The sequence below is a fragment of the Methylobacterium sp. CM6244 genome (assembly GCF_054817885.1).
In genome coordinates this window covers 2,356,864-2,377,088 of sequence record NZ_CM139247.1, presented here as the reverse complement: position 1 = coordinate 2,377,088, position 20,225 = coordinate 2,356,864, and the positions used below count along the sequence as shown (strand labels likewise).

Below are 20,225 nucleotides of genomic sequence, written 5' to 3'. Positions count from 1 at the left end.
GTGACCGAGGCTCAGACCTGCCGGTCCACGACCGCACCTTGGCCTTCGGGAAGAACGGCCTTCTGCTGATCGGCGGATTGCTGCAACATCTGGGAAATGGCCCGGTCGCTCTCGCCTTGCTTGCGTATGAAAGTCGTCTGCATCGACTCTCGCGTCGCAGCCGTCTGGTTCGACACGATCGACTGTGCAAGGCCGGCGATGGAATCACTCATGAACGGGGTTCCTCATGGCTCGAACGGGCATAGCCCGTTCGATCTTGCCAAACCTTGAAGAAGGCCGATCGCTATTATCTCGAATTTCTCCGCTCAATCCCGCCGTGTCGATAAATCTCCGGTTTGTTCACGAGGGTGACCAGCACGTAGGAAATGATCATCAGCAAATACCAGGCACCCAGTTTCTGCCAGGAAACCATCGCCCAGGTCGATGTCTGGTTCGGATAGAGCCAGACCCGCGTCCCCGTGCCGATATTTTCGGCAAACCAGATGAACAGTGCGACGAGCAGGAAGCCCAGGAGAAGCGGCATTCTCCGGTGCACCCGCCAGACTTTGAAATGCACCCAGGTTCGGCCGAACAACACGGCCGTTGCCGCGAACAACCCGAGGCGGATGTCCATCGCGTAGTGATGGGTGAAGAAGTTCACGTAGATCGCCGCGGCCAGCAGGAGCGTCACGCCGGTGCCGGGATGATGGGTGAAGCGGAAGTCGAACAGGCGCCACACCCGGGCGATGTAGGAGCCGATGCTCGCATACATGAAGCCGGTGAAGAGCGGCACACCCGCAATGCGAAGCAGACTGGCCTCCGGATAGATCCATGACCCGACGGCAGTCTTGAAGATCTCCATCACCGTCCCGACCACATGGAAGAGCGCAATCACTTTCGCCTCCTCCCAGGTCTCCATGCGCAGGGCGAGAAGCGCTATCTGTATCGCCACCGCCGACAGCGTGAGAAAATCGTACCGACTGATCGCCGCATGCGGCGGATAAAGCAGGTAGCTCGCGATGAGCAGGGCGCAGAGCAAACCGCCGAACAGGCACGCCCACCCCTGCTTGATGCCGAACCTCAGGAATTCGTAGAGTCCCGCCGCGAAAGGTCCCCGCCCCAGGGCCCATGCACCGAGACGTGCCTCAATGCCGGCGAACCGGGCGATGGGCGGCCAGGTGCGGGCGGCGCTTTGGGTCGGGATGTCTGTCACGTTAGCGGTTCCGGCAGTGGCGCAGCCCGCCTTAGCGTAGCCGAGGGTGAAGCTCGACCTTATCGATAGCGCGGGAGGGCAATCGCTTGCCGATGCGGACGACCGAGCAAGACGCCGATTGGGAATCGGAGCGTGTGCGACGCGATCTGGCCCGCTCGCAGAAGCTCTTGGCCCGGCGTCGGTTTCGCGCCATCGCCATGCGCGTGTTTCGAGGCGTTCTTGGTAGCGGCGCCAGCTTCGCGGCGCTGATCAAGCTGAAGCTTGCCGGCTCGCTCGTGCTGAAGGGCGGTCTCGCCCTCCTCGTCGGGCTCAGCCTCGCCTGGCCGATCGTATTTGGAATCCTGCTTGCCCTGGCTCTCGTCGTCCTGGCGGTCGTCGGAATCATGGAGGGTGAAACCCCCAACTGCCCGGACACGTGCTGGGAGGCCTCGAAGCGACGCGACAGGCTGCGCGAACTGATCGACGAACGCATCGAGTGGCTCAAAAGCCGATCAGGAGGCGCCGAGAACTGAACGATGCCGCAGTCTGAGGCTGTGCCGGAAGCCCCCCTCCGCGGAGTTGGGATCGCGGTTCATCCTCAAAATGAATTTGAGAGGGATAGCCCGAAGCCGGTGCTTCACTATAATGCTTCGCCATACGCCGCCGCACGAGTTCGATCACATGACGTCCCGTATCCCTGATTTCGCGAACGTCCCCTACACGGCAGATGCCTTCACGGCGCCCGTGCCGCCGGCAGGCGAGCCCTGGATGACGCCGGAAGGCATCCCGGTGAAGGGCGTCTACGGGCCGGAGGATCGCGAGGGGATCGAGTTTCTGCACACTTATCCCGGTGTTGCGCCTTATCTGCGCGGCCCCTACCCGACGATGTACGTGACGCAGCCCTGGACGATCCGGCAATATGCCGGCTTCTCCACGGCTGAGGATTCGAACGCCTTTTATCGGCGCAACCTCGCGGCCGGACAGAAGGGCCTGTCGGTGGCCTTCGATCTCGCCACCCACCGGGGCTACGATTCCGATCATCCGCGCGTCTCGGGCGATGTCGGCATGGCCGGCGTGGCGATCGATTCGATCTACGACATGCGGACGCTGTTCTCGGGCATTCCGCTGGACGAGATGACCGTCTCCATGACGATGAACGGCGCGGTGCTGCCGATCCTGGCGCTCTACATCGTGGCGGCCGAGGAACAAGGCGTGCCGCCGGAGAAGCTCGCCGGCACGATCCAGAACGACATCCTCAAGGAGTTCATGGTCCGCAACACCTACATCTACCCGCCGGCGGGTTCGATGCGGATCATCGGCGACATCTTCGCCTACACGTCGGCTCATATGCCGAAATTCAACTCGATCTCGATCTCCGGCTACCACATGCAGGAAGCCGGTGCGACGAACGACCTCGAACTCGCCTACACGCTCGCCGACGGCGTCGAGTACATCAAGGCCGGTCTCGCGGCCGGGCTGACCATCGACAAGTTCGCACCCCGCCTGTCGTTCTTCTGGGCCATTTCCACCAACTTCTTCATGGAAATCGCCAAGATGCGGGCCGCGCGCCTGATCTGGGCCAAGCTCGTGAAGGAGTTCGAGCCGAAGACCGACAAGTCTCTGCCCCTGCGCACCCACAGCCAGACGAGCGGCTGGTCACTGACCGCCCAGGACGTATTCAACAACGTCACCCGCACCTGCATCGAGGCGATGGCCGCAACGCAGGGCGGGACGCAATCGCTCCACACCAACGCCCTCGACGAAGCGCTAGCGCTGCCCACAGACTTCTCGGCCCGCATCGCCCGCAACACCCAGCTGTTCCTGCAGCAGGAGAGCGGCACGACGCGGATCGTCGATCCGTGGGGCGGCTCCTACTATGTCGAGAAGCTGACCCGAGACATCGTCGCCCGCGCCTGGGAGCATCTCCGCGAAGTCGAGGAATTGGGCGGGATGGCCAAGGCCATCGAGGCCGGCATCCCCAAACTGCGCATCGAGGAAGCGGCGGCCCGCGCCCAGGCGCGGATCGATTCCGGCCGCCAGACCATCGTCGGCGTCAACAAATTCAAGCCAGAGGATGACCGCGCCATCGAGCTGATGCGCGTCGACAACGGCAATGTCCGCATGCTCCAGATCGACAAGCTCAAGAGGCTGCGCGCCGAGCGCAACCAGGCCGACGTTGATGCGGCCCTTGCGGCACTGACCGCAGCCGCCCAAGGAGAGGGCAATCTCCTGGCGCTAGGTGTCGAGGCTGCCCGCGCGAAGGCGACGGTCGGAGAGATTTCCGACGCGCTGGAAAAGGCCTGGGGCCGGCATCGGGCGGAGATCCGCTCGATATCGGGCGTCTACAAGCGAGAGGTGGGTGGCATGTCGCCGGTGGTCGAGACCGTTCGTCAGCTCGTGGAGACCTTCGAGGAGAATGACGGGCGGCGCCCGCGCATCCTCGTCGCGAAAATGGGCCAGGATGGACATGACCGAGGTCAGAAGGTGATCGCCTCGGCCTTCGCCGATCTCGGCTTCGACGTGGATATCGGACCCCTCTTCGCAACTCCCGCCGAAGCCGCGCGTCAGGCTGTGGAGAACGACGTCCACATCGTCGGCGTGTCGTCCCTGGCCGCCGGCCACCTGACGCTGGTGCCCGAATTGAAGGCAGCCCTCACCGAACAAGGCCGGGGCGACGTCATGATCGTGATTGGTGGGGTCATCCCCCCGGGTGATTATCCCGCCCTCCATGCCGCTGGCGCATCTGCGATTTTTCCACCCGGCACGGTCATTGCTGACGCTGCGGTGAAATTGATCGAAGAACTCAACGGAAGGCTCGGTTACAGCGCGCGTCAGGCCGCCGAATAGCGCATTCATGTTACACGACCGTAGTGCAAGAGATCGGCTTCGACGCTGGCCTCAAGCGCTTGCCTAATGCATTTATCGTTTTTGCCGCATTTTTCATCCCACGCCGGGTTGGTTGCGGCGCAGCAAAATTGTATTTCCCGGCAACGTACTGAACTGAAATTGTGAGTTGACGCCGATGGCCTCAGGATTTTTCCCTCTCATCCATCCGGTCATCCTCTGCGGAGGCTCCGGTACGCGCCTTTGGCCTGCTTCTCGCGAGAGCATGCCGAAGCAGTTCACTCCGCTCGTGAACGCGGACAGCTCGACATTCCAGGACACCGCCCGTCGGGTCACCGACGGAACCGCCTTCTCGCGGCCGACGATCATCACCAGCAGTGAAGCCCGCTTCATCGTGGCGGAACAACTTCTGCAGGCCGAGGTCCAAGCCGACATCGTGCTCGAGCCGGAGCGTCGCGATTCCGCCGCGGCCGTTGCGGTAGCCGCCCTCCATGCCGCCCGCCGCGACCCGGAGGCCGTGGTGCTGATCCTGGCGGCCGACCATGTCATCGGTGACACCGCGGCCTTCGTCGAGGCTGCACGCGCCGCCGCGGTTGGTGCGCAGGCGGGTCGCATCATGACCCTGGGAATCGAGCCGATCGCTCCATCCACCGCCTATGGCTATATCCGCAAGGGCGCGCCCATCGACGGCGTAGAGGGTGCCTATGAGGTCGGGCGCTTCGTGGAGAAGCCCAATCGTCATGGCGCGGAAAGCCTGATCGCCGACGGGGCCCTGTGGAACAGCGGGTACTTCCTGTTCCGGGCCGACGTCATGCTGGCCGAACTCGAGACCTATGTCCCGGAGATCCTGGCCGCGACACGCACGGCCCTCGACAAGGCGACGAGCGATCTCGATTTCCTGCGCCTGGATTCCGCCGCCTTCGCCAGCGCGCCGAAGACCTCCATCGATTACGCGGTGATGGAGCGGACCGATCGCGCCGGAGTCCTGCCGGTCTCCTTCCCCTGGTCCGATGTCGGCACCTGGGATGCGGTCTGGGACGTCCTGCCTCGTGATGCGTTGGGCAATGCCGTGCGCGGCCGCGTGGAACTCGTCGAAACCCGGGGCAGCCTGATCCATAGCGAGGGCGAGCACCTCACTGCGGTGGTCGGCGTCGACGATATCGTCGTCGTCTCGACCCCGGATGCCGTACTCGTCACCTCGAAGGCCAAGGCCGGCCTCGTCAAGGAGCTGGTCACGCAGCTGCGCGAGAAAGCCCATCCGGAGGCGGATGCCCATCGCCGGATGTTCCGCCCCTGGGGCTGGTATCAGCGCATCGATATCGGCGAGCGTTTCCAGGTGAAGCGCATCATGGTGACGCCGGGCGGGCGGCTCTCACTGCAGAAGCACTTCCACCGTGCCGAGCATTGGGTCGTGGTGCGCGGCACGGCCGAGGTCACCGTGGATGACCGTGTCGTGCTGGTTCACGAGAACGAGGCGGTCTACCTGCCCATCGGATCGATGCATCGCCTCACCAATCCGGGCAAGATCCCCCTCGAACTCATCGAGGTCCAGGTCGGATCCTACACCGGCGAGGACGACATCATCCGCGTCGAGGACATCTACGGGCGTTAAAACGAGAGACGGTCGGGCTCAGGCGGCCACAGGCCGCTCGGCCCGGCCGCGATAGGACAGGGCCTCGGCGAGATGGATGCGGCGTACCCGCTCCTCCCCGTCGAGGTCAGCCAGGGTGCGCGCCACGCGCAGGACGCGGTGAAAGCCGCGAGCCGAGAGACGCATGGTTTCCGCCGCGTCGCGGATCAACGCCGTACCGTCGGCATCCGGCGCGGCCATCTCTTCGATCATCGGAGCCGGACACGTAGCGTTGGTGACGACGCCGGTGAGCCCCTGCGCGGTGAAGCGCTCGGTCTGCAGTGCCCGAGCGACTGCGACCCGCGCCGCCGTTTCGGCCGAGCCTTCGGCGGGAGGCGGTAGGATCAGATCGACCGCCGCGACTGCCCCAACCTCGATTCGCAGGTCGATCCGGTCGAGGAGCGGCCCGGAGATGCGGGCGCCATATTGCGCGACACAACGCTCGTTGGGTCCACGTCGACAGGCATAGCCCGGCTCGAGGGCCTGACCGCAGCGACACGGATTCATCGCGGCGATCAGCTGGAACCGCGCCGGATAGGTCACCCGGTGATTGGCGCGCGCGATCATGACCTCTCCGGTCTCCATCGGCTGGCGTAGGGAATCGAGCACCTGGGGTGTGAATTCGGGAAGCTCGTCGAGAAACAATACGCCGCCATGCGCCAGGGAGGCCTCGCCAGGGCGGGCATTCATTCCGCCGCCCACCAAGGCCGCCATCGACGCCGAATGGTGGGGCTGGCGGAAGGGGCGCCGGTTCGAGAGCGCACCGCCTTTCAGCTCGCCGGCCACAGACTGGATCATCGAGACTTCGAGGAGCTCGCGCGGACCGAGCGGCGGCAGGATCGAGGGAAGTCGCGCGGCGAGCATCGATTTGCCCGCGCCCGGTGGGCCGTTCATCAGCAGGTTGTGCCCTCCGGCGGCGGCGATTTCTAGCGCTCGCTTGGCGCCTTCCTGGCCCTTGATGTCGCGAAGGTCGGGTAGGCGTCCCGTGCTCGTGGCCACGGCCGGTTCGGGCCGGGCCATCACCTGGCTTCCCTTGAAATGATTGGCCAGTTGAATCAGCGAACGCGGGGCCAGCACGTCCATATCGCCGCCGGCCCAGGCTGCCTCGGGTCCCGTCGCCGCTGGGCAGATCAGGCCAAGTCCTCGCGCATTCGCCGCCATCGCGGCGGGCAGGACGCCGTTCACCGCCGTGATCGTGCCGTCGAGAGCGAGCTCACCAAGAACGCAGTACCCGGCGAGCGCATCGGGTGGGATCGCGCCGATGGCGGCCATCACCGCGAGGGCGATGGGAAGGTCGTAATGCGAGCCTTCCTTCGGCAGGTCCGCCGGAGCGAGGTTGACGGTGATGCGCTTTGCCGGAAGCGCCAGTCCCGATGCGATCAGCGCCGAGCGCACGCGCTCGCGCGATTCCGCCACGGCCTTGTCCGCCAGCCCCACCACCATGAACATCACCGCCCCCGGGGCGATCTGGACCTGGACGTCGACGGCGCGCGCCTCGATCCCCTCGAAGGCGACTGTGGCGACGCGGGTGACCATGGATCCAGACCCCTGAGCTTATAGCCAAGGTTAGGATGCGCCATGGCTCATGACAACCAGCGCGTGCGCCCTTGCTGACGTGTCATGGAACTCCATTCCCGATTCGCCGTTCGAAAGTCTCACTTTCCGGACCAAGGAGTTCCACCATGTCGATCAAGACTGCGAGCCTCGCTGCCATCGCCCTCGGTTTCGCCCTCACTGGCACCGCCTTCGCCGACCGTGCGCCGACCCCCGAGGAGCGTACCAAGATCGAAGCCACCTTGAAGAAGGAAGGCTTCACCAAGTGGGGCAAGATCGAAGTCGAGGAGCACGAGATCGACGTGGACGACGCCATCGATGCGAATGGCAAGCAGTTCGACCTCGAACTCGACCTCAAGACCTACGCGATCACCACTCGCGAAGCCGAATAAGCGCTTCGTCCGTCCTAGCGCTTGCGTTCCAGCAAGGCGCCGGCCATATAGCGCTCGGGAGGTTGGCGAGGGACGTTTCACTCGCCAACCGGGTCAGGTCCGGAAGGAAGCAGCCCTAACGAGACCGAGCGGGTCTTCGTCCAGCCTCCCACCTTCGTTTCTTTTGAGGTCCGCGTGGCGGCATCCCCCGACCCGGGGCCGCTCGAACCACGCAAGGCGGCATGGACGCGACCTCCGGCACTCCGAGCGATTTTCCCGGCCTTCCGGGTCTTCCCGAGCCCGTACCGGCGGCCACGCCCTACCGGGTGCTGGCGCGCAAATACCGCCCCCAGAATTTCGACGATCTGATCGGCCAGGGCGCGATGGTCCGCACATTGGCCAACGCGTTCGCGGCCAATCGCATTCCACAAGCCTGGATGCTGACCGGTGTGCGCGGCGTCGGAAAGACGACGACCGCCCGCATCCTAGCCCGTGGTCTGAACTACCTGCGCGACGGGCATCCCGATACCGGCCCCACCATCGCCATGCCGGAGCTCGGCCGCCATTGTCAGGCGATCATGGAATCACGGCACATGGACGTGCTGGAGATGGATGCCGCCTCGCATACCGGTATCGACGACGTACGCGGCATCATTGACGGCATACGCTATTCGCCGGTCTCCGCCCGCTACAAGGTCTACATCGTAGACGAAGTGCACATGCTCTCGGAGAAGGCGTTCAACGCCTTTCTGAAGACACTGGAAGAGCCGCCGCCCCACGCCAAATTCGTCTTCGCCACCACCGAGATCCGCAAGGTGCCGGTGACGATCCTGTCGCGCTGCCAGCGTTTCGACCTGCGTCGGGTCGAGGCCGACACCATGGTCGCCCATCTGGCCAAGATCTGCGCGGCCGAATCCGTCGAGGCCGAGCCGGAAGCCCTGGCGGCGATCACCCGCGCCGCCGAAGGTTCGGTGCGTGACGCGCTCTCGCTCCTCGACCAGGCCATCGCCCATGGCGCCGGCCTCGTCACGGGGGCGAGCGTGCGCGACATGCTCGGCCTCGCCGACAGGGGGCGGATCGTCGACCTGTTCGGGGCGGTGATGCGTGGCGACGTACCGACTTCTTTCGCCGAGATCCGCAGCCAGTACGAAGCGGGAGCGGATCCCGCCGTCGTCCTGTCGGACCTGGCGAGCTTCACCCATCTGGTCACCCGGCTGAAGCTCGTGCCCGATGCGGCGGCGGCCGACCCGACCTTGAGCGCCGACGAGCGCGGTCGCGGAGGTGAGTTCGCGGCCAAACTGTCCATCCGCGCCCTGTCCCGCGCATGGCAGATCCTGCTGAAGGCGATTCCCGAGGTCCAGACCGCCGCGAGACCGCTCGCCGCCGCCGAAATGGCTCTCGTCCGCCTGGCCTATGCCGCCGACCTGCCGACGCCGGACGAGGCCCTGCGACAGTTAAAATCGGATGCGTTCGCCGCAACCCCGATGACATCGACGGGAGCTACACTGCCGAGTGCATCCGCGCCGAGCGGAGTGTCATCTGCGCATGCCGGAGCAGCACACTCGGCCACATCGGGCCCGCCGCCGGGGGCTTCGCAGTCATTGGCCGCACAATCGATGGCCTCGCCATCAATCGACTTGCCATCAATCGACTTGCCATCGATCGACTTGCCCCCGCCGCGTCCCGCGCTGACCCTCGCGGCGAGCGGCGGCGCGCGTGTGAATCTCGTCCCGGCCCCCGCCCCGGAAGCAGCGCCCCGCGAGGCTGGTCCGCGCCTGACCTGTTTCGAAGATATCGTCGCCCTCGCCGACGAGCGCCGCGACATCGGCCTCAAGATGGCGCTGGAACGAGAAGCGCATCTCGTACGGTTCGAGGAAGGGCGGATCGAGTTCCGCCTGGCGGAGGGAGGCCGGCAGAGCCTGCCCAACGATCTTGCCCGTTCGCTGGATGCCTGGACTGGCCGACGCTGGATCGTCGCGTTGTCGAAGGAGGAGGGAGAGCCCACCCTTGCCTACAAGGCACGCGCCGCGCTGGAATCGCGCCATGAGAACGCGGCGGCGCACCCTCTGGTGAAGGAAGTGCTCGCGCGCTTCCCCGGCGCCCAGATCATCGACGTGCGGGACAAGGCCCCCCCGGTGGAAGCGGCTGCCAGCACGGACCTCACGCCGGTCGACCCCGAAAGCACCGGAGATCCGGACGACGAGGCATAGCGCTTCGCCGCTGCCGACCCCAGATGCCGTCCTGTAATCGTCTCACTTCGTTTTGAAAGCTCAGCCATGCGCGACCTCATGGGAATCATGAAGCAGGCCCAGGCCATGCAGGAGAAGATGGCGACCCTGCAGCGCGAGCTCGATACCGTCGAGGTCAGCGGCGCGTCCGGCGGAGGCGCGGTCGCCGTGACGATGACCGCCAAGGGCCTCGTAAAGGGCGTCACCCTCGATCCTGGGCTGATGAACCCCGACGAACGTGAGATCCTGGAAGATCTGATCGTGGCCGCGGTCAATGACGCGCGCGGGAAAGCCGAGCAGGTGGCGGCCGAACGCATGGGCGAACTGACCAAGGGATTGCCGATCCCGCCGGGGCTGAACCTGTTCTAGGTCTTCGGCCGGTTCTTCGTCGTAGGGGCCGATCCCGGCACGAGCCGGGATCGAACGATGATCTGTCTCAGGCCGCGATGACCTGAACCGGCTCGGCGGCGCGCACGTCGGCGTCCACATGGGCCTCGAAGCGCTTGAAGTTCTCCCGGAACATCGACACGAGGCGCGTCGCCGTCTCGGCGAAAGCCGTCTTGTTGCCCCAGGTCTTCACGGGCTGAAGAATGTGCGGCTCGACCCCCTGAACGAAAGCCGGAACCGCGAAGCCGAAATACGGATCGCGACGGAACTCGGTCTTCGACAGCGACCCGTCCAGGGCGGCACCGAGCAGGCGACGCGTGACGCGAATCGGCATGCGCCGTCCGGTACCGACACCTCCGCCGGTCCAGCCGGTATTCACCAACCAGCAATCCACATCGTGATGAGCGATGAGATCACGCAGCAGGTTGCCGTAGACGCTCGGGTGCCGGGGCATGAAGGGTGCGCCGAAACAGGTCGAGAACGTCGCCTCGGGCGCCGTCAGGCCGCGTTCCGTTCCGGCCACCTTGGCGGTGTAGCCGGAGAGGAAGTGGTACATCGCCTCCGCGCCCGAGAGCTTGGCGATGGGTGGCATCACCCCGAACGCGTCGCAGGTGAGCATCACGATGTTCTTTGGGTGAGCGGCCCTGCCCGTGGCGCTGGCATTGGCGATGAAGTCGAGCGGGTAGGCGCAGCGGGTATTCTCGGTGAGCGACGCATCGTCGAAATCGGGGCGACGCGAGAGCGGGTCGATTACCACGTTCTCCATCACCGTGCCGAAACGCTCGGTCGTGGCGTAGATCTCGGGCTCGGCGTTGCGGGAGAGACGGATGGTCTTGGCGTAGCAGCCACCCTCGAAATTGAAGATGCCGTCCTTGCTCCAGCCATGCTCGTCGTCGCCGAGGAGCTGCCGCGAGGAATCGTTGGAGAGCGTGGTCTTGCCGGTGCCCGAGAGGCCGAAGAACAGGGCGGACTCGCCCTCGGCATCCAGCGCCGCATTGGCCGAGCAATGCATCGGCATCACGCCCGCGCCGGGCAGAACGTAGTTTAGATAGGTGAAGACCGACTTCTTCATCTCGCCGGCATAGGCGCTGCCGCCGATGAGGACGATCTTCCGGGTGAAGTCGATGGCGATGACGGTCTTCGAGCGGCAGCCGTGACGGTGCGGCTCGGCTTGGAAGCTCGGAAGATCGATGATCGTCAGACCGGGGACGTAATCCTCAAGAGCCGAACGGTCGGGCCGGATCAGCAGGTTGCGGATGAAGAGCGAGTGCCAGGCGAGTTCGGTGAAGACCCGCGCCTGGACACGGTGGGCCGGATCGGCGCCGCCATAGAGGTCCTGGGCGAAGAGTTCGCGCCCTTCGGCATGGCTGAGGAAATCCTGGTACAGCGTCTCGAATTGCTCGGGCGTGATCGCGCCGTTGTTCTCCCACCAGATTTCGTTCTCGGTGTTGGCGTCACGGACGATGAACTTGTCCTTCGGCGAACGACCGGTATGGCTGCCCGTGGTCGCCACGAGGGCGCCGCCATGGGCGAGCTGCGATTCACCACGGCTCAGGGATTCCTCGTAGAGCCGTGGGGGTTCCAGGTTCCAATGAACCGCCTTCAGATTGCGCAGGCCGATTTTTTCGGGTCCATGGCTGGCGTTGAAATCGCCGAAATGTGTCACGTCCGCTACTCCTCGAACACCTGATCGCTTTGAGGTCTGGCTTGGCCGGAATCTCCCATTCGTCTTCCGGACGGTCCGATGGAGCGTCCACGCGGTCGTTCAGGTCCGCCGCGCACAGGTTCACCACTCGATCGAATAGACCTGCTTATTCTCCGGCGGCCACCGGTCAATTGAGACGGCAACGGTTTAAAAGACGAACGAACGGATCTGTCAGAGAAACAAAGGGGTATCCGGAGCGGCGTCGGAACGCATGCGGCGGCGGCGATTCCCGACTACAAGACGACGAGATCCGACCCCATTTAACGAACACGGCCGCGGCCGTCTGACGGAACACGTATGGCCCAAGCCGTTGCCGGCCCCGAAATCGAACGCCTGATCCAGCTCCTCGCGCGAATGCCGGGGCTCGGCCCGCGCTCGGCCCGGCGCGCGGCGCTGCATCTCATCAAAAAGCGAGAAGCTCTGCTCGCTCCGCTGGCGGAGGCGATGCAGGTGGCCTCCGAGCGCATCGTCGTGTGCCAGGAATGTGGCAACGTCGATACAAGCGACCCATGCACCATCTGCCGGGACGCGTCGCGCGATCCCTCCATCCTGGTGGTGGTCGAGGATGTCTCGGATCTCTGGGCCCTGGAACGGTCAGGGGCGGTGACGGCGCGCTATCACGTCCTCGGTGGCGTGCTCTCCGCCCTCGATGGTGTCCGGCCGGAGCATCTCAACCTCGCGAGCCTGGTGGACCGGGCCGGGAATGGCGATGTCCGGGAGATCATCCTGGCTCTGAACGCCACGGTCGATGGTCAGACCACCGCGCATTACGTCACCGAATCCCTGGCGCATCACAGGCTGAAGGTGACCCGCCTCGCCCATGGCGTGCCGGTGGGGGGAGAGCTCGATTATCTCGACGAAGGGACACTCTCGGCGGCCATCCGAAGCCGGACGGCGTTCTGAGCCGCATCGCTATCCCTGGCCGATTTGACCGGCCATCCGCCAAACCTTATCTGCGGGTCCGGCACGGCGGACCCGGGAGACAGGGAGCCGGGCCCTTTTCATCGACAGATCCGGCCGCGCCATGACCATCCGCCCCCTCGTCATCCTGCCAGACGCCCGCCTGCGTCAGGTGTCGACCCCCGTCGGTACCATCGACGATGAGGTCCGCACCCTCGCGGCCGACATGCTGGAGACGATGTACGATGCCCCGGGCGTCGGCCTCGCCGCCATCCAGGTCGGCGTGACCAAGCGTGTAGTCACGATCGACACGTCGAAGGACGAGAACGCGCGGCAGCCGCAGGTCTTCATCGACCCGGAGATCGTCTGGGCTTCGGAGGAGAAGCGCGTCTATGACGAGGGCTGCCTGTCGATCCCCGAATATTACGGCGAGGTCGAGCGGCCCGACCGGGTGCGCGTACGCTTTCGCGACCTTTCCGGTGAAACCCGCGAGATCGAGGCGGACGGGCTTCTGGCCACCTGCATCCAGCACGAGATCGATCACCTCGACGGCGTACTCTTCATCGATCACCTGTCGAAGTTGAAGCGCGACCGCGTCATCAAGAAATTCGTCAAGGCGGCCAAGCGCGGCGAGGACGTCTGATCCCATCCTTCAACAGAGAGCGCGCGCGATGAAGCTCGTCTTCATGGGGACGCCCGATTTCGCCGTGGCGACCCTGGCGCGCCTGGCGGAAGACGGTCACGACATCGCCGCGGTCTATACCCGCGCCCCGGCGCGGTCCGGGCGCGGCATGGCGTTGCGTCCGTCTCCCGTCCATGCGCTGGCGGACAGGCTCGGCCTGCCGGTTCATACCCCCACGACGCTGAAGACGCCGGATGCGCTCACGCTGTTCCGATCGCACGGATGCGATGTCGCCGTGGTGGTCGCCTACGGGATGCTGCTGCCTCAGGCGATCCTCGACGTGCCGCGCCACGGGTGCCTGAACCTCCACGCCTCCCTGCTGCCACGCTGGCGCGGGGCGGCACCGATCCAACGCGCGGTCATGGCAGGGGATACGGAGAGCGGTGTCGGCATCATGCGCATGGAGGCGGGCCTCGACACCGGCCCCGTAGCCCTGGAAGAACGGGTCGCCATCACCCCCGGCATGAGTGCGGGAGACCTTCACGATACGCTGATGCCCATTGGCGCGGCGCTCATGAGCCGGGCCCTCGGCCAGCTGGAACACGAGCCCCTCCCCCTCACGCCCCAATCCGAGGAGGGTCTCGTCTACGCGCACAAGATCACCAATGACGAGGCGCGCATCGACTGGTCGAAGCCGGCGGGTGAGGTGGCGAACCATATCAACGGGCTGTCGCCCTTCCCCGGAGCCTTCTTCGAGGCCGATCTCGGCAAGGGGCCGGAACGGGTGAAGGTGCTGCGCGCCCTGCCAAAGCAGGGACAGGGCATGCCCGGCACTCTGCTCGATGCGGCCGGAACCATCGCCTGCGGCGAGGGAGCCGTGCAGCTCACAGAGTTGCGCCGGGCCGGCAAGGGCGGCATCGTCACGGGTGCGGAATTCGTGCGCGGTGCGCATCTCGCGCCGGGAACGCGCTTCCCGTGAACTCAGAGACCGGGGGCCGTCGCTGATGCCCCGCTACAAACTCGTGATCGAGTATGACGGCGCTCCGTTCTGCGGATGGCAGCGACAGGCCGAAGACATCACCGTCCAGGGCGCCATCGAGGACGCCGTCAAACGCTTCACAGGGGAGGACCTGCGCCTGACCTGCGCCGGTCGGACGGATGCCGGCGTCCACGCCATCCATCAGGTGGCCCATCTGGACCTCATCAAGGACTGGCGCACGGATACGGTGCGCGACGCCCTGAACGCCCATCTCCGCCCGCTACCGGTCGCCATCGTCAGCGCCGAGCGGGTCGGGCCCGGTTTCGATGCGCGCCACTCAGCCATTCGACGGCATTACCGCTACCGCATCTTCAACCGGCGCAGCCCGCCTGCCCTGACGCGCGACCATGTTTGGCACGTTCCATGGCCGCTCGATGCCGAGGTGATGCACAGGGCCGCGCAAGGTCTCCTCGGTCGCCACGACTTCACCGCCTTTCGGGCCGCCGAGTGTCAGGCGAACAGCCCGATCCGCACCCTAGAACAGCTCGATGTGGCCACGGTGACGATGGGCCTGTTCGAGGAGATCGTGATCTCGACCTCGGCACGCTCGTTCCTGCACCATCAGGTCCGCGCCATGGTCGGAACACTGATGATGGCCGGCTGCGGCCGCTTCGGCATCGCCGAGGTCGCCGACATCCTGGCGAGCCGCGACCGCGCCCGCTGCGGCCCGATGGCGCCCGCCAAGGGACTGACCTTCGTGGGGGTGGATTACCGGCCAGACCGGGAATCTACTGAGTAATCAATTTCAGATTGTATTTTGCCAGCGAAAAGGCATCTTCAGGCAACCTCGACGATCTTCGACATCGTGAGGCCTGGAGCCTTCGCCCGTGGAAACGCCATTCCAGATCATCCTCGTTCTCGCGACTGTCTTCGCGGTCGTCTCACCGCTGATATTCGTCGCCATACGAGAGGCGATCAAACTTCAGAGGCAGGAGATCATCACGGATCTCGCAACGGTCTTCGATAGATCGGATCAGCCGGGGCCGATGCTGATCCCATCCTTCGAATTCGTGAAATACAAGTATTTCGTCGGGGCCAAGCGCAGCAGCGACCCGACCGCAGGATTCGGTGGCGATGATCGAACGAATGCCATGGCGCGGGAGGCGCATCGCAAACGCGAGGATTTCTCGAAGGTCTCCTGGCTCATCGGCTGCGCTCCCTTCAGCGCATTCGCGGGGATCGGCATGTTCTACGGATTGTCGCTGCTCCTCTGGATGTTCGCCGGACAACCGACGACACCGTCCGGTTTCAGCTGGCCGGGCGTGACGTATCCGACGCCGGGTAGCCTGGGGCTGGTCTGGCTCCTGGGAATCTGCGCGGCCTTCGCCGGAAGCTACGTTACGGCGTTGCGCAGTTTCTACCGCGCGATCAAGAACTTCGACATGAGCCCCGGGACGATCGTCGGCGAGAGCATCAGGATGCTGGTCAGCATCGCGCTCGGGCCGATCCTCGTAATTTCTATCCTCTGGATCGGGACGGACGTGGTCTCCGCACTGCTGAAAGCAGATTCCCTCGCGACTGCGCCGGCCACCATCGCTGCAGTGGTCGTCGCCTGTTTCGTCGCCGGGATCATGCCAGATGTCGTCATGCGGAGCATCGTGCAAAGAGACCAGCTGAAGAACTTCAAACGCGAGGAAGAGGACGTCTTCCGGGCCTTCAAGATCACACCCGTAGAGATCATCGACGGGATCGACAGCAACATCCGTGTCAGGCTCGACGATCACCACATCCACTCGACACAGAACCTAGCCACCGCCAATCCGCTGATGCTGTTCGTAGAGACACCGTTCGGCGTCTACCAGATCATGGATTGGGTGGCGCAGGCGCAGCTCTGCTGTTCGGTCGGCCGAGAGAGGGTCATCCGGCTTTGGCCCCTAGGCGTGCGGACCCTGTTCGACCTCGAACGGCTGGCCGCTTCCACCGACGGCACACACGAAAACCTGCTTCTGGAAGTCGGGCGCATCATCCTCGGTGACAGCCTCGTTCCGCTCACTGTCAAGGATCCCAAGGCTGCGGCCGCGCTGACGAGAGCCAGTATCGAGCTGCGCCTGGACGACCCGCATGTCCACCGCCTTCGGCAGATCTACATCGCCGTCGGGGAAAGATTGGGCCCGCGCAATCGCCGCTTCACCTTGCACCGGCATCGCCTCCAATGCCGGTATCGCATTCGCGATAGCTGGGTTCGACAGTCGATGATGCGCAAGGCGTCGTGATGCCCATCAGGCTTTGGCTGGGTTCGCTGTTTCCCCGAAGTAAGCCGCCAGCACCCGCCCATAGATCGCGGTCAGCCGATCCAGATCGGCGATAGCCACGCATTCGTCGGTCTGGTGCATGGTCTCACCCACGAGGCCGAACTCGATGACCGGACAGGCATCCTTGATGAAACGGGCATCCGATGTGCCCCCGGTGGTGGACAGGACCGGGCGCAGCCCGGTCTCGGTCTCGATCGCCTCGACCACGAGGTCCGTGAACGCGTCCGGCGCGGTGAGGAAGGCGGGCGAGTTCGAAGGCTGAAGGTCCAGGGTGAACCGGACGGTGTTGCCGGCGGCCGCCTCCAGCCGCCGTTGGATCTCGGCACCCAGGGTTTCCGCCGTCCAACCCTCGTTGAAGCGAATGTTGAACGTCGCGCGGGCATCGGCCGGGATGACATTGGTGGCCGGATTGCCGACATCGATGGTGGTGAATTCGAGGTTCGACGCATCGAAATGCGCGGTGCCGCCATCAAGGGGCTCGGCGAGAAGGGCGGAGGCGAGGCGCAGCAGGCCGGGGATGGGGTTCTCGGCCTTGTGGGGGTAGGCCACGTGGCCCTGGCGGCCATGGACGACGAGCTTGCCGGTGAGAGACCCGCGCCGACCGATCTTGATCATCTCGCCGAGGTGCGCCGGGTTGGTGGGCTCGCCGAGAAGGCAATGATCGAAACGCTCGCCCCGCGCCTTCGCCCATTCGAGGAGCTTCACCGTCCCGTTGATGGCTGGCCCCTCCTCGTCGCCGGTGATGAGGAACCCGATGGAGCCGTTGAACGCCCCTCCCCGCTCGGCGACGAAAGCGAGCGCCGCCGAGAGCATGCAGGCGATACCGCCTTTCATATCGACCGCGCCGCGGCCGTAGAGCATGCCGTCCGCTACCGCGCCATCGAACGGCCCGTGCCGCCACGCTTCGACGGAGCCTGGCGGGACGACGTCGGTATGGCCAGCGAAAAGGAGATAGGGACTGCCTGTCCCGATCCGCGCGTAGAGATTGTCGATATCGGGCGTTCCCGGCTCCGAGAAGCGTGGGCGCTCGACAGTGAAACCTGCCTCCTCCAGGACGCCACCGAGCCATTGCAGGGCACCGCCCTCCTCCGGCGTCACTGACGGACAGCGGATGAGGGCCTGGGCGAGGGCCAGCGGCGAGTGATCGGCGATAACGGGAGAGGACACGGGCATCGTCTCGTCGAGATGGGACATTCCACCGTCGCGAATAAGCGGCACGGCACCGGGACGCAAATACCGTCCCGATGGCCTTTCGGCGCTTCGCCGCAAGGGCTATCTCACCGGGATGGCCTTCTCCAGCGACGAAGTCGAACGCTACGCCCGCCACCTCGTCCTGCGCGAAGTCGGCGGACCGGGACAGGCGCGTTTGCAGGCGGCGCGGGTGCTCGTCATCGGCGCCGGCGGGCTTGGCGCTCCACTGATCCAGTATCTGGCAGCGGCCGGCATCGGCACGATCGGCATCGTCGACGACGACACGGTCTCGCTCTCCAATCTGCAGCGGCAGGTCATTCACGGCACGCCCGATATCGGTCGTCCGAAGATCGACAGCGCCGCCGATGCCGTGGCGCGTCTAAATCCGCATGTGCGGATCGAACCGCATCTCATGCGGATCGACGCGGACAATGCCGTCGCGTTGATTGGCCGATACGATATCGTCGCCGATGGGTCGGACAATTTCGCGACCCGCTATGCCGTCTCCGATGCCTGTTTCCACGCCAAGCGTCCGCTCGTCACGGCCGCCCTCGGGCAGTTCGACGGCACACTGACGACGATCCGCGCCCATGAGACTGGAAAGGACGGCCGCCCGAATCCGACCTATCGCTGCCTGTTCCCGAACCCGCCTCCCCCTGGCAGCGTGCCCGCCTGCGCCGAGGCCGGTGTGCTCGGCGCTCTGGCGGGGGTGATGGGATCTCTGATGGCGATGGAAGTGATCCGCGCGGTTGCGGATTTCGGCGAGCCGCTGGTGGGACGGCTGCTCATGGTCGATGCCCGATCCATGCGGTTCGAGACGCTCGGCTATGGTTGGGACGAAGGAAATCCGTTGAACGGATCGGCGAATTAGGGACCGGAAAGTCGCTTTCGCCGTCCTTTACCCACCGAATACGGTACCGCGCATCCGGCAAGCGGGGCTTCTTTCGCGACCCAAAACCCACGTCATGGGCGTTCCGTGAGATTCCGGAATTCAGGACTTAGAGGGCTTCTCCGGATCGGGCGTGACGCCGTTCCAATGCGGCCCGACGAGATTGCTGTGCCCCGCCGGGTCGGAGACCCGCGTGCCGGAGGTCGTGAAGGCCTGGTAGGCGAAGCGCTGCTGCTGGTTGAGAAGCATAGCGGCCAGCGTGCCGAGGGCGACGGCAACGACGAGGGCGATGATGAAAGCTTTCATGGACGTTGTCCGATCCTCGACATGCCGGCTCCGGTCGCCGAGCGCCTGTATTAGTCCGTCAGGTTACTCGGCAGGCACCTGATGCCGCCCGAGTTGCGGGCCGCTCGCGTTCTTGGCCTGCTCTTCCTCAACCCAGAGGTCGTGGTGGACCTTTGCCCAGCCAAGATCGACCTTGCCACTGCCCATCGCGTCGTAGGCGCCCTCCATGCCGAGCGTGCCGATGTAGATATGGGCGAGGATGCCGGCGATGAAGGCGATGCCGATGAGGGCGTGGATCACCTGCATCAGCTGCATTCCGGTGATGTCGGTGAGGGCGAATGGAAAGATCATCATCAGGCCGGTGACGCTCATGGCCGTGCCGAAGCCGATCACCATCCAGAACACCATCTTTTGGCCTGCGTTGAAACGGCCAGCGCTGGGATGCTTGTTGCCGATGAAGCCGCCGAAGGCCTTGATCCAGGCAATGTCGATCTTGTTCGGGATGTTGTCCTTCAGCCAGAGCACCAGCATCAGCGCGACGCCAATCATGAACGGCCACGCGAGGTAGATGTGGCTGAACTTCGCGTATTGCGCCACCACGCCGAACGCATCCGCACCGATGAGAGGCATCAGCAGGCGCTTGCCGAAGATGTAGTTCAGGCCTGACAGAGCCAGGATGATGAAGCAGCTCGACGTCATCCAGTGCGCGAACCGCTCGAACCCGTTGAAGCGCAGGATCTTGCGGCCCGTATCGGGACCGGGCTCCATCAGGATTCGGCCCCGGAAGAAGTAGAACAGGCCGAGAAGCGCGACGGCGCCGAGGACGGCGAGCGCGCTGAGCCAGGGCAGCCACCGTTCCCGGAAATCACGGTAGTCGCGGCCGGCGGGCTGGATCAGGTGAGCCGCCTTGCCGTCGGGGATGCTGATGCGGCCGGTGATCTTCGGGTCCTGCTTGAACAGGAAATCCTCGTTGACGGATTCCGCCGTCGGGTTCTGCCCGGTCGGGTTCAGTCCGTCGCGCGTCTGCTGCGCGAAGGAGGCCGACGAGGCGCCGACAGCCGCCGTGAGGATGGTCGCTGCGACCAGCGTCCTGAAAGTCGTCAGTGTCCGCCGCATCGGCGTTTCCTTCCTGAAGTCTCGACCCCGGCAGTCCAATC

The 20,225-nt window shown here is 65.0% G+C and carries 19 protein-coding genes and 1 other RNA gene; 13 read left to right on the top strand and 7 right to left on the bottom strand.

Annotated elements, in window-relative coordinates; translation table 11 throughout:
- Positions 1–11 precede the first annotated feature (11 nt).
- Together ACYQML_RS10990 and ACYQML_RS10985 are read right to left on the bottom strand one after the other, a co-directional pair.
- Positions 12–212: a hypothetical protein gene (locus ACYQML_RS10990; RefSeq protein WP_056430960.1), complete on the bottom strand. Its 201-nt coding sequence runs from the start codon at positions 210–212 to the stop codon at positions 12–14.
- Between the two features lie 74 nt (positions 213–286).
- Positions 287–1,192 carry a DUF817 domain-containing protein gene (locus ACYQML_RS10985; protein WP_461225022.1) on the bottom strand — a complete coding sequence of 302 codons (906 nt, stop codon included), beginning with the start codon at positions 1,190–1,192 and terminating at the stop codon, positions 287–289.
- Between the two features lie 92 nt (positions 1,193–1,284).
- Between ACYQML_RS10985 and ACYQML_RS10980 the strand changes: the two genes are divergently transcribed.
- The 3 genes from ACYQML_RS10980 to ACYQML_RS10970 all read left to right on the top strand — a co-directional run bounded on the left by ACYQML_RS10980 (position 1,285) and on the right by ACYQML_RS10970 (position 5,627).
- Entirely contained in the window at positions 1,285–1,704 is a 420-nt protein-coding gene (locus ACYQML_RS10980) for a hypothetical protein (RefSeq protein WP_461225024.1), read from the top strand.
- Positions 1,705–1,852: 148 nt separating this feature from the next.
- Entirely contained in the window at positions 1,853–4,018 is a 2,166-nt protein-coding gene (gene scpA, locus ACYQML_RS10975) for a methylmalonyl-CoA mutase (RefSeq protein ID WP_461235530.1), read from the top strand.
- A 175-nt stretch (positions 4,019–4,193) separates the two neighbouring features.
- Positions 4,194–5,627, top strand: a complete 1,434-nt coding sequence (locus ACYQML_RS10970; protein ID WP_461225028.1) for a mannose-1-phosphate guanylyltransferase/mannose-6-phosphate isomerase — start codon at positions 4,194–4,196, stop codon at positions 5,625–5,627.
- 18 nt (positions 5,628–5,645) lie between these two features.
- Here the strand turns inward: ACYQML_RS10970 and ACYQML_RS10965 are convergent, their stop codons facing one another.
- On the bottom strand, positions 5,646–7,181 hold the full coding sequence (locus tag ACYQML_RS10965) for a YifB family Mg chelatase-like AAA ATPase (RefSeq protein ID WP_461225030.1): 1,536 nt from the start codon (positions 7,179–7,181) through the stop codon (positions 5,646–5,648).
- 146 nt (positions 7,182–7,327) lie between these two features.
- Here ACYQML_RS10965 and ACYQML_RS10960 point away from each other — a divergent pair, with 146 nt between their 5' ends.
- The 4 genes from ACYQML_RS10960 to ACYQML_RS10945 all read left to right on the top strand — a co-directional run bounded on the left by ACYQML_RS10960 (position 7,328) and on the right by ACYQML_RS10945 (position 10,167).
- A complete protein-coding gene (locus ACYQML_RS10960; RefSeq protein WP_056430974.1) occupies positions 7,328–7,591 on the top strand; it encodes a PepSY domain-containing protein in 264 nt (87 codons plus the stop codon).
- Between the two features lie 56 nt (positions 7,592–7,647).
- An RNA gene (ffs, locus tag ACYQML_RS10955) (signal recognition particle sRNA small type) lies at positions 7,648–7,744 on the top strand.
- Positions 7,745–7,812: 68 nt separating this feature from the next.
- Positions 7,813–9,780, top strand: a complete 1,968-nt coding sequence (locus ACYQML_RS10950) for a DNA polymerase III subunit gamma/tau (protein ID WP_461235529.1) — start codon at positions 7,813–7,815, stop codon at positions 9,778–9,780.
- Between the two features lie 66 nt (positions 9,781–9,846).
- The gene (locus ACYQML_RS10945) at positions 9,847–10,167 is read left to right on the top strand and encodes a YbaB/EbfC family nucleoid-associated protein (protein ID WP_056430980.1); all 321 of its coding nucleotides are present in this window, start codon (positions 9,847–9,849) and stop codon (positions 10,165–10,167) included.
- 67 nt (positions 10,168–10,234) lie between these two features.
- Here the strand turns inward: ACYQML_RS10945 and ACYQML_RS10940 are convergent, their stop codons facing one another.
- A complete protein-coding gene (locus ACYQML_RS10940; RefSeq protein ID WP_311275113.1) occupies positions 10,235–11,851 on the bottom strand; it encodes a phosphoenolpyruvate carboxykinase in 1,617 nt (538 codons plus the stop codon).
- Between the two features lie 336 nt (positions 11,852–12,187).
- Between ACYQML_RS10940 and recR the strand changes: the two genes are divergently transcribed.
- From recR to ACYQML_RS10915, 5 genes are all read left to right on the top strand, one after another.
- Complete coding sequence (gene recR, locus ACYQML_RS10935) at positions 12,188–12,793, top strand: recombination mediator RecR (RefSeq protein WP_311275112.1); 606 nt, start codon at positions 12,188–12,190, stop codon at positions 12,791–12,793.
- A 121-nt stretch (positions 12,794–12,914) separates the two neighbouring features.
- Positions 12,915–13,433, top strand: coding sequence for a peptide deformylase (locus tag ACYQML_RS10930; protein ID WP_207412799.1), 519 nt, complete (start codon positions 12,915–12,917; stop codon positions 13,431–13,433).
- A 28-nt stretch (positions 13,434–13,461) separates the two neighbouring features.
- Positions 13,462–14,391: a methionyl-tRNA formyltransferase gene (fmt, locus tag ACYQML_RS10925; RefSeq protein ID WP_461225036.1), complete on the top strand. Its 930-nt coding sequence runs from the start codon at positions 13,462–13,464 to the stop codon at positions 14,389–14,391.
- A 25-nt stretch (positions 14,392–14,416) separates the two neighbouring features.
- Entirely contained in the window at positions 14,417–15,190 is a 774-nt protein-coding gene (truA, locus tag ACYQML_RS10920; protein ID WP_461225038.1) for a tRNA pseudouridine(38-40) synthase TruA, read from the top strand.
- Between the two features lie 88 nt (positions 15,191–15,278).
- Positions 15,279–16,664, top strand: a complete 1,386-nt coding sequence (locus tag ACYQML_RS10915; RefSeq protein WP_461235528.1) for a hypothetical protein — start codon at positions 15,279–15,281, stop codon at positions 16,662–16,664.
- A 6-nt stretch (positions 16,665–16,670) separates the two neighbouring features.
- On the opposite strand, the gene dapE is transcribed toward ACYQML_RS10915, so the two are convergent.
- Positions 16,671–17,876, bottom strand: a complete 1,206-nt coding sequence (gene dapE / locus ACYQML_RS10910) for a succinyl-diaminopimelate desuccinylase (protein ID WP_461225497.1) — start codon at positions 17,874–17,876, stop codon at positions 16,671–16,673.
- A 112-nt stretch (positions 17,877–17,988) separates the two neighbouring features.
- Between dapE and ACYQML_RS10905 the strand changes: the two genes are divergently transcribed.
- Complete coding sequence (locus ACYQML_RS10905; protein ID WP_461225042.1) at positions 17,989–18,765, top strand: HesA/MoeB/ThiF family protein; 777 nt, start codon at positions 17,989–17,991, stop codon at positions 18,763–18,765.
- A gap of 120 nt (positions 18,766–18,885) precedes the next feature.
- Here ACYQML_RS10905 and ACYQML_RS10900 read toward each other — a convergent pair whose 3' ends face one another.
- Together ACYQML_RS10900 and ACYQML_RS10895 are read right to left on the bottom strand one after the other, a co-directional pair.
- The gene (locus ACYQML_RS10900) at positions 18,886–19,089 is read right to left on the bottom strand and encodes a hypothetical protein (RefSeq protein WP_207412793.1); all 204 of its coding nucleotides are present in this window, start codon (positions 19,087–19,089) and stop codon (positions 18,886–18,888) included.
- A 63-nt stretch (positions 19,090–19,152) separates the two neighbouring features.
- Positions 19,153–20,184 carry a formate dehydrogenase subunit gamma gene (locus tag ACYQML_RS10895; protein ID WP_461225044.1) on the bottom strand — a complete coding sequence of 344 codons (1,032 nt, stop codon included), beginning with the start codon at positions 20,182–20,184 and terminating at the stop codon, positions 19,153–19,155.
- Positions 20,185–20,225 lie beyond the last annotated feature (41 nt).

Bases quoted from the DNA above. Each gene is read 5' to 3' on its own strand.
- ACYQML_RS10960 (WP_056430974.1), top strand. From the start codon at position 7,328: ATGTCGATCAAGACTGCGAGCCTCGCTGCCATCGCCCTCGGTTTCGCC.
- truA (WP_461225038.1), top strand. From the start codon at position 14,417: ATGCCCCGCTACAAACTCGTGATCGAGTATGACGGCGCTCCGTTCTGC.
- ACYQML_RS10990 (WP_056430960.1), bottom strand. From the start codon at position 212: ATGAGTGATTCCATCGCCGGCCTTGCACAGTCGATCGTGTCGAACCAG.
- recR (WP_311275112.1), top strand. From the start codon at position 12,188: ATGGCCCAAGCCGTTGCCGGCCCCGAAATCGAACGCCTGATCCAGCTC.
- ACYQML_RS10945 (WP_056430980.1), top strand. From the start codon at position 9,847: ATGCGCGACCTCATGGGAATCATGAAGCAGGCCCAGGCCATGCAGGAG.
- dapE (WP_461225497.1), bottom strand. From the start codon at position 17,876: ATGCCCGTGTCCTCTCCCGTTATCGCCGATCACTCGCCGCTGGCCCTC.
- ACYQML_RS10895 (WP_461225044.1), bottom strand. From the start codon at position 20,184: ATGCGGCGGACACTGACGACTTTCAGGACGCTGGTCGCAGCGACCATC.
- ACYQML_RS10905 (WP_461225042.1), top strand. From the start codon at position 17,989: ATGGCCTTCTCCAGCGACGAAGTCGAACGCTACGCCCGCCACCTCGTC.
- ACYQML_RS10970 (WP_461225028.1), top strand. From the start codon at position 4,194: ATGGCCTCAGGATTTTTCCCTCTCATCCATCCGGTCATCCTCTGCGGA.
- fmt (WP_461225036.1), top strand. From the start codon at position 13,462: ATGAAGCTCGTCTTCATGGGGACGCCCGATTTCGCCGTGGCGACCCTG.
- ACYQML_RS10930 (WP_207412799.1), top strand. From the start codon at position 12,915: ATGACCATCCGCCCCCTCGTCATCCTGCCAGACGCCCGCCTGCGTCAG.
- ACYQML_RS10980 (WP_461225024.1), top strand. From the start codon at position 1,285: ATGCGGACGACCGAGCAAGACGCCGATTGGGAATCGGAGCGTGTGCGA.
- ACYQML_RS10900 (WP_207412793.1), bottom strand. From the start codon at position 19,089: ATGAAAGCTTTCATCATCGCCCTCGTCGTTGCCGTCGCCCTCGGCACG.
- scpA (WP_461235530.1), top strand. From the start codon at position 1,853: ATGACGTCCCGTATCCCTGATTTCGCGAACGTCCCCTACACGGCAGAT.
- ACYQML_RS10950 (WP_461235529.1), top strand. From the start codon at position 7,813: ATGGACGCGACCTCCGGCACTCCGAGCGATTTTCCCGGCCTTCCGGGT.
- ACYQML_RS10965 (WP_461225030.1), bottom strand. From the start codon at position 7,181: ATGGTCACCCGCGTCGCCACAGTCGCCTTCGAGGGGATCGAGGCGCGC.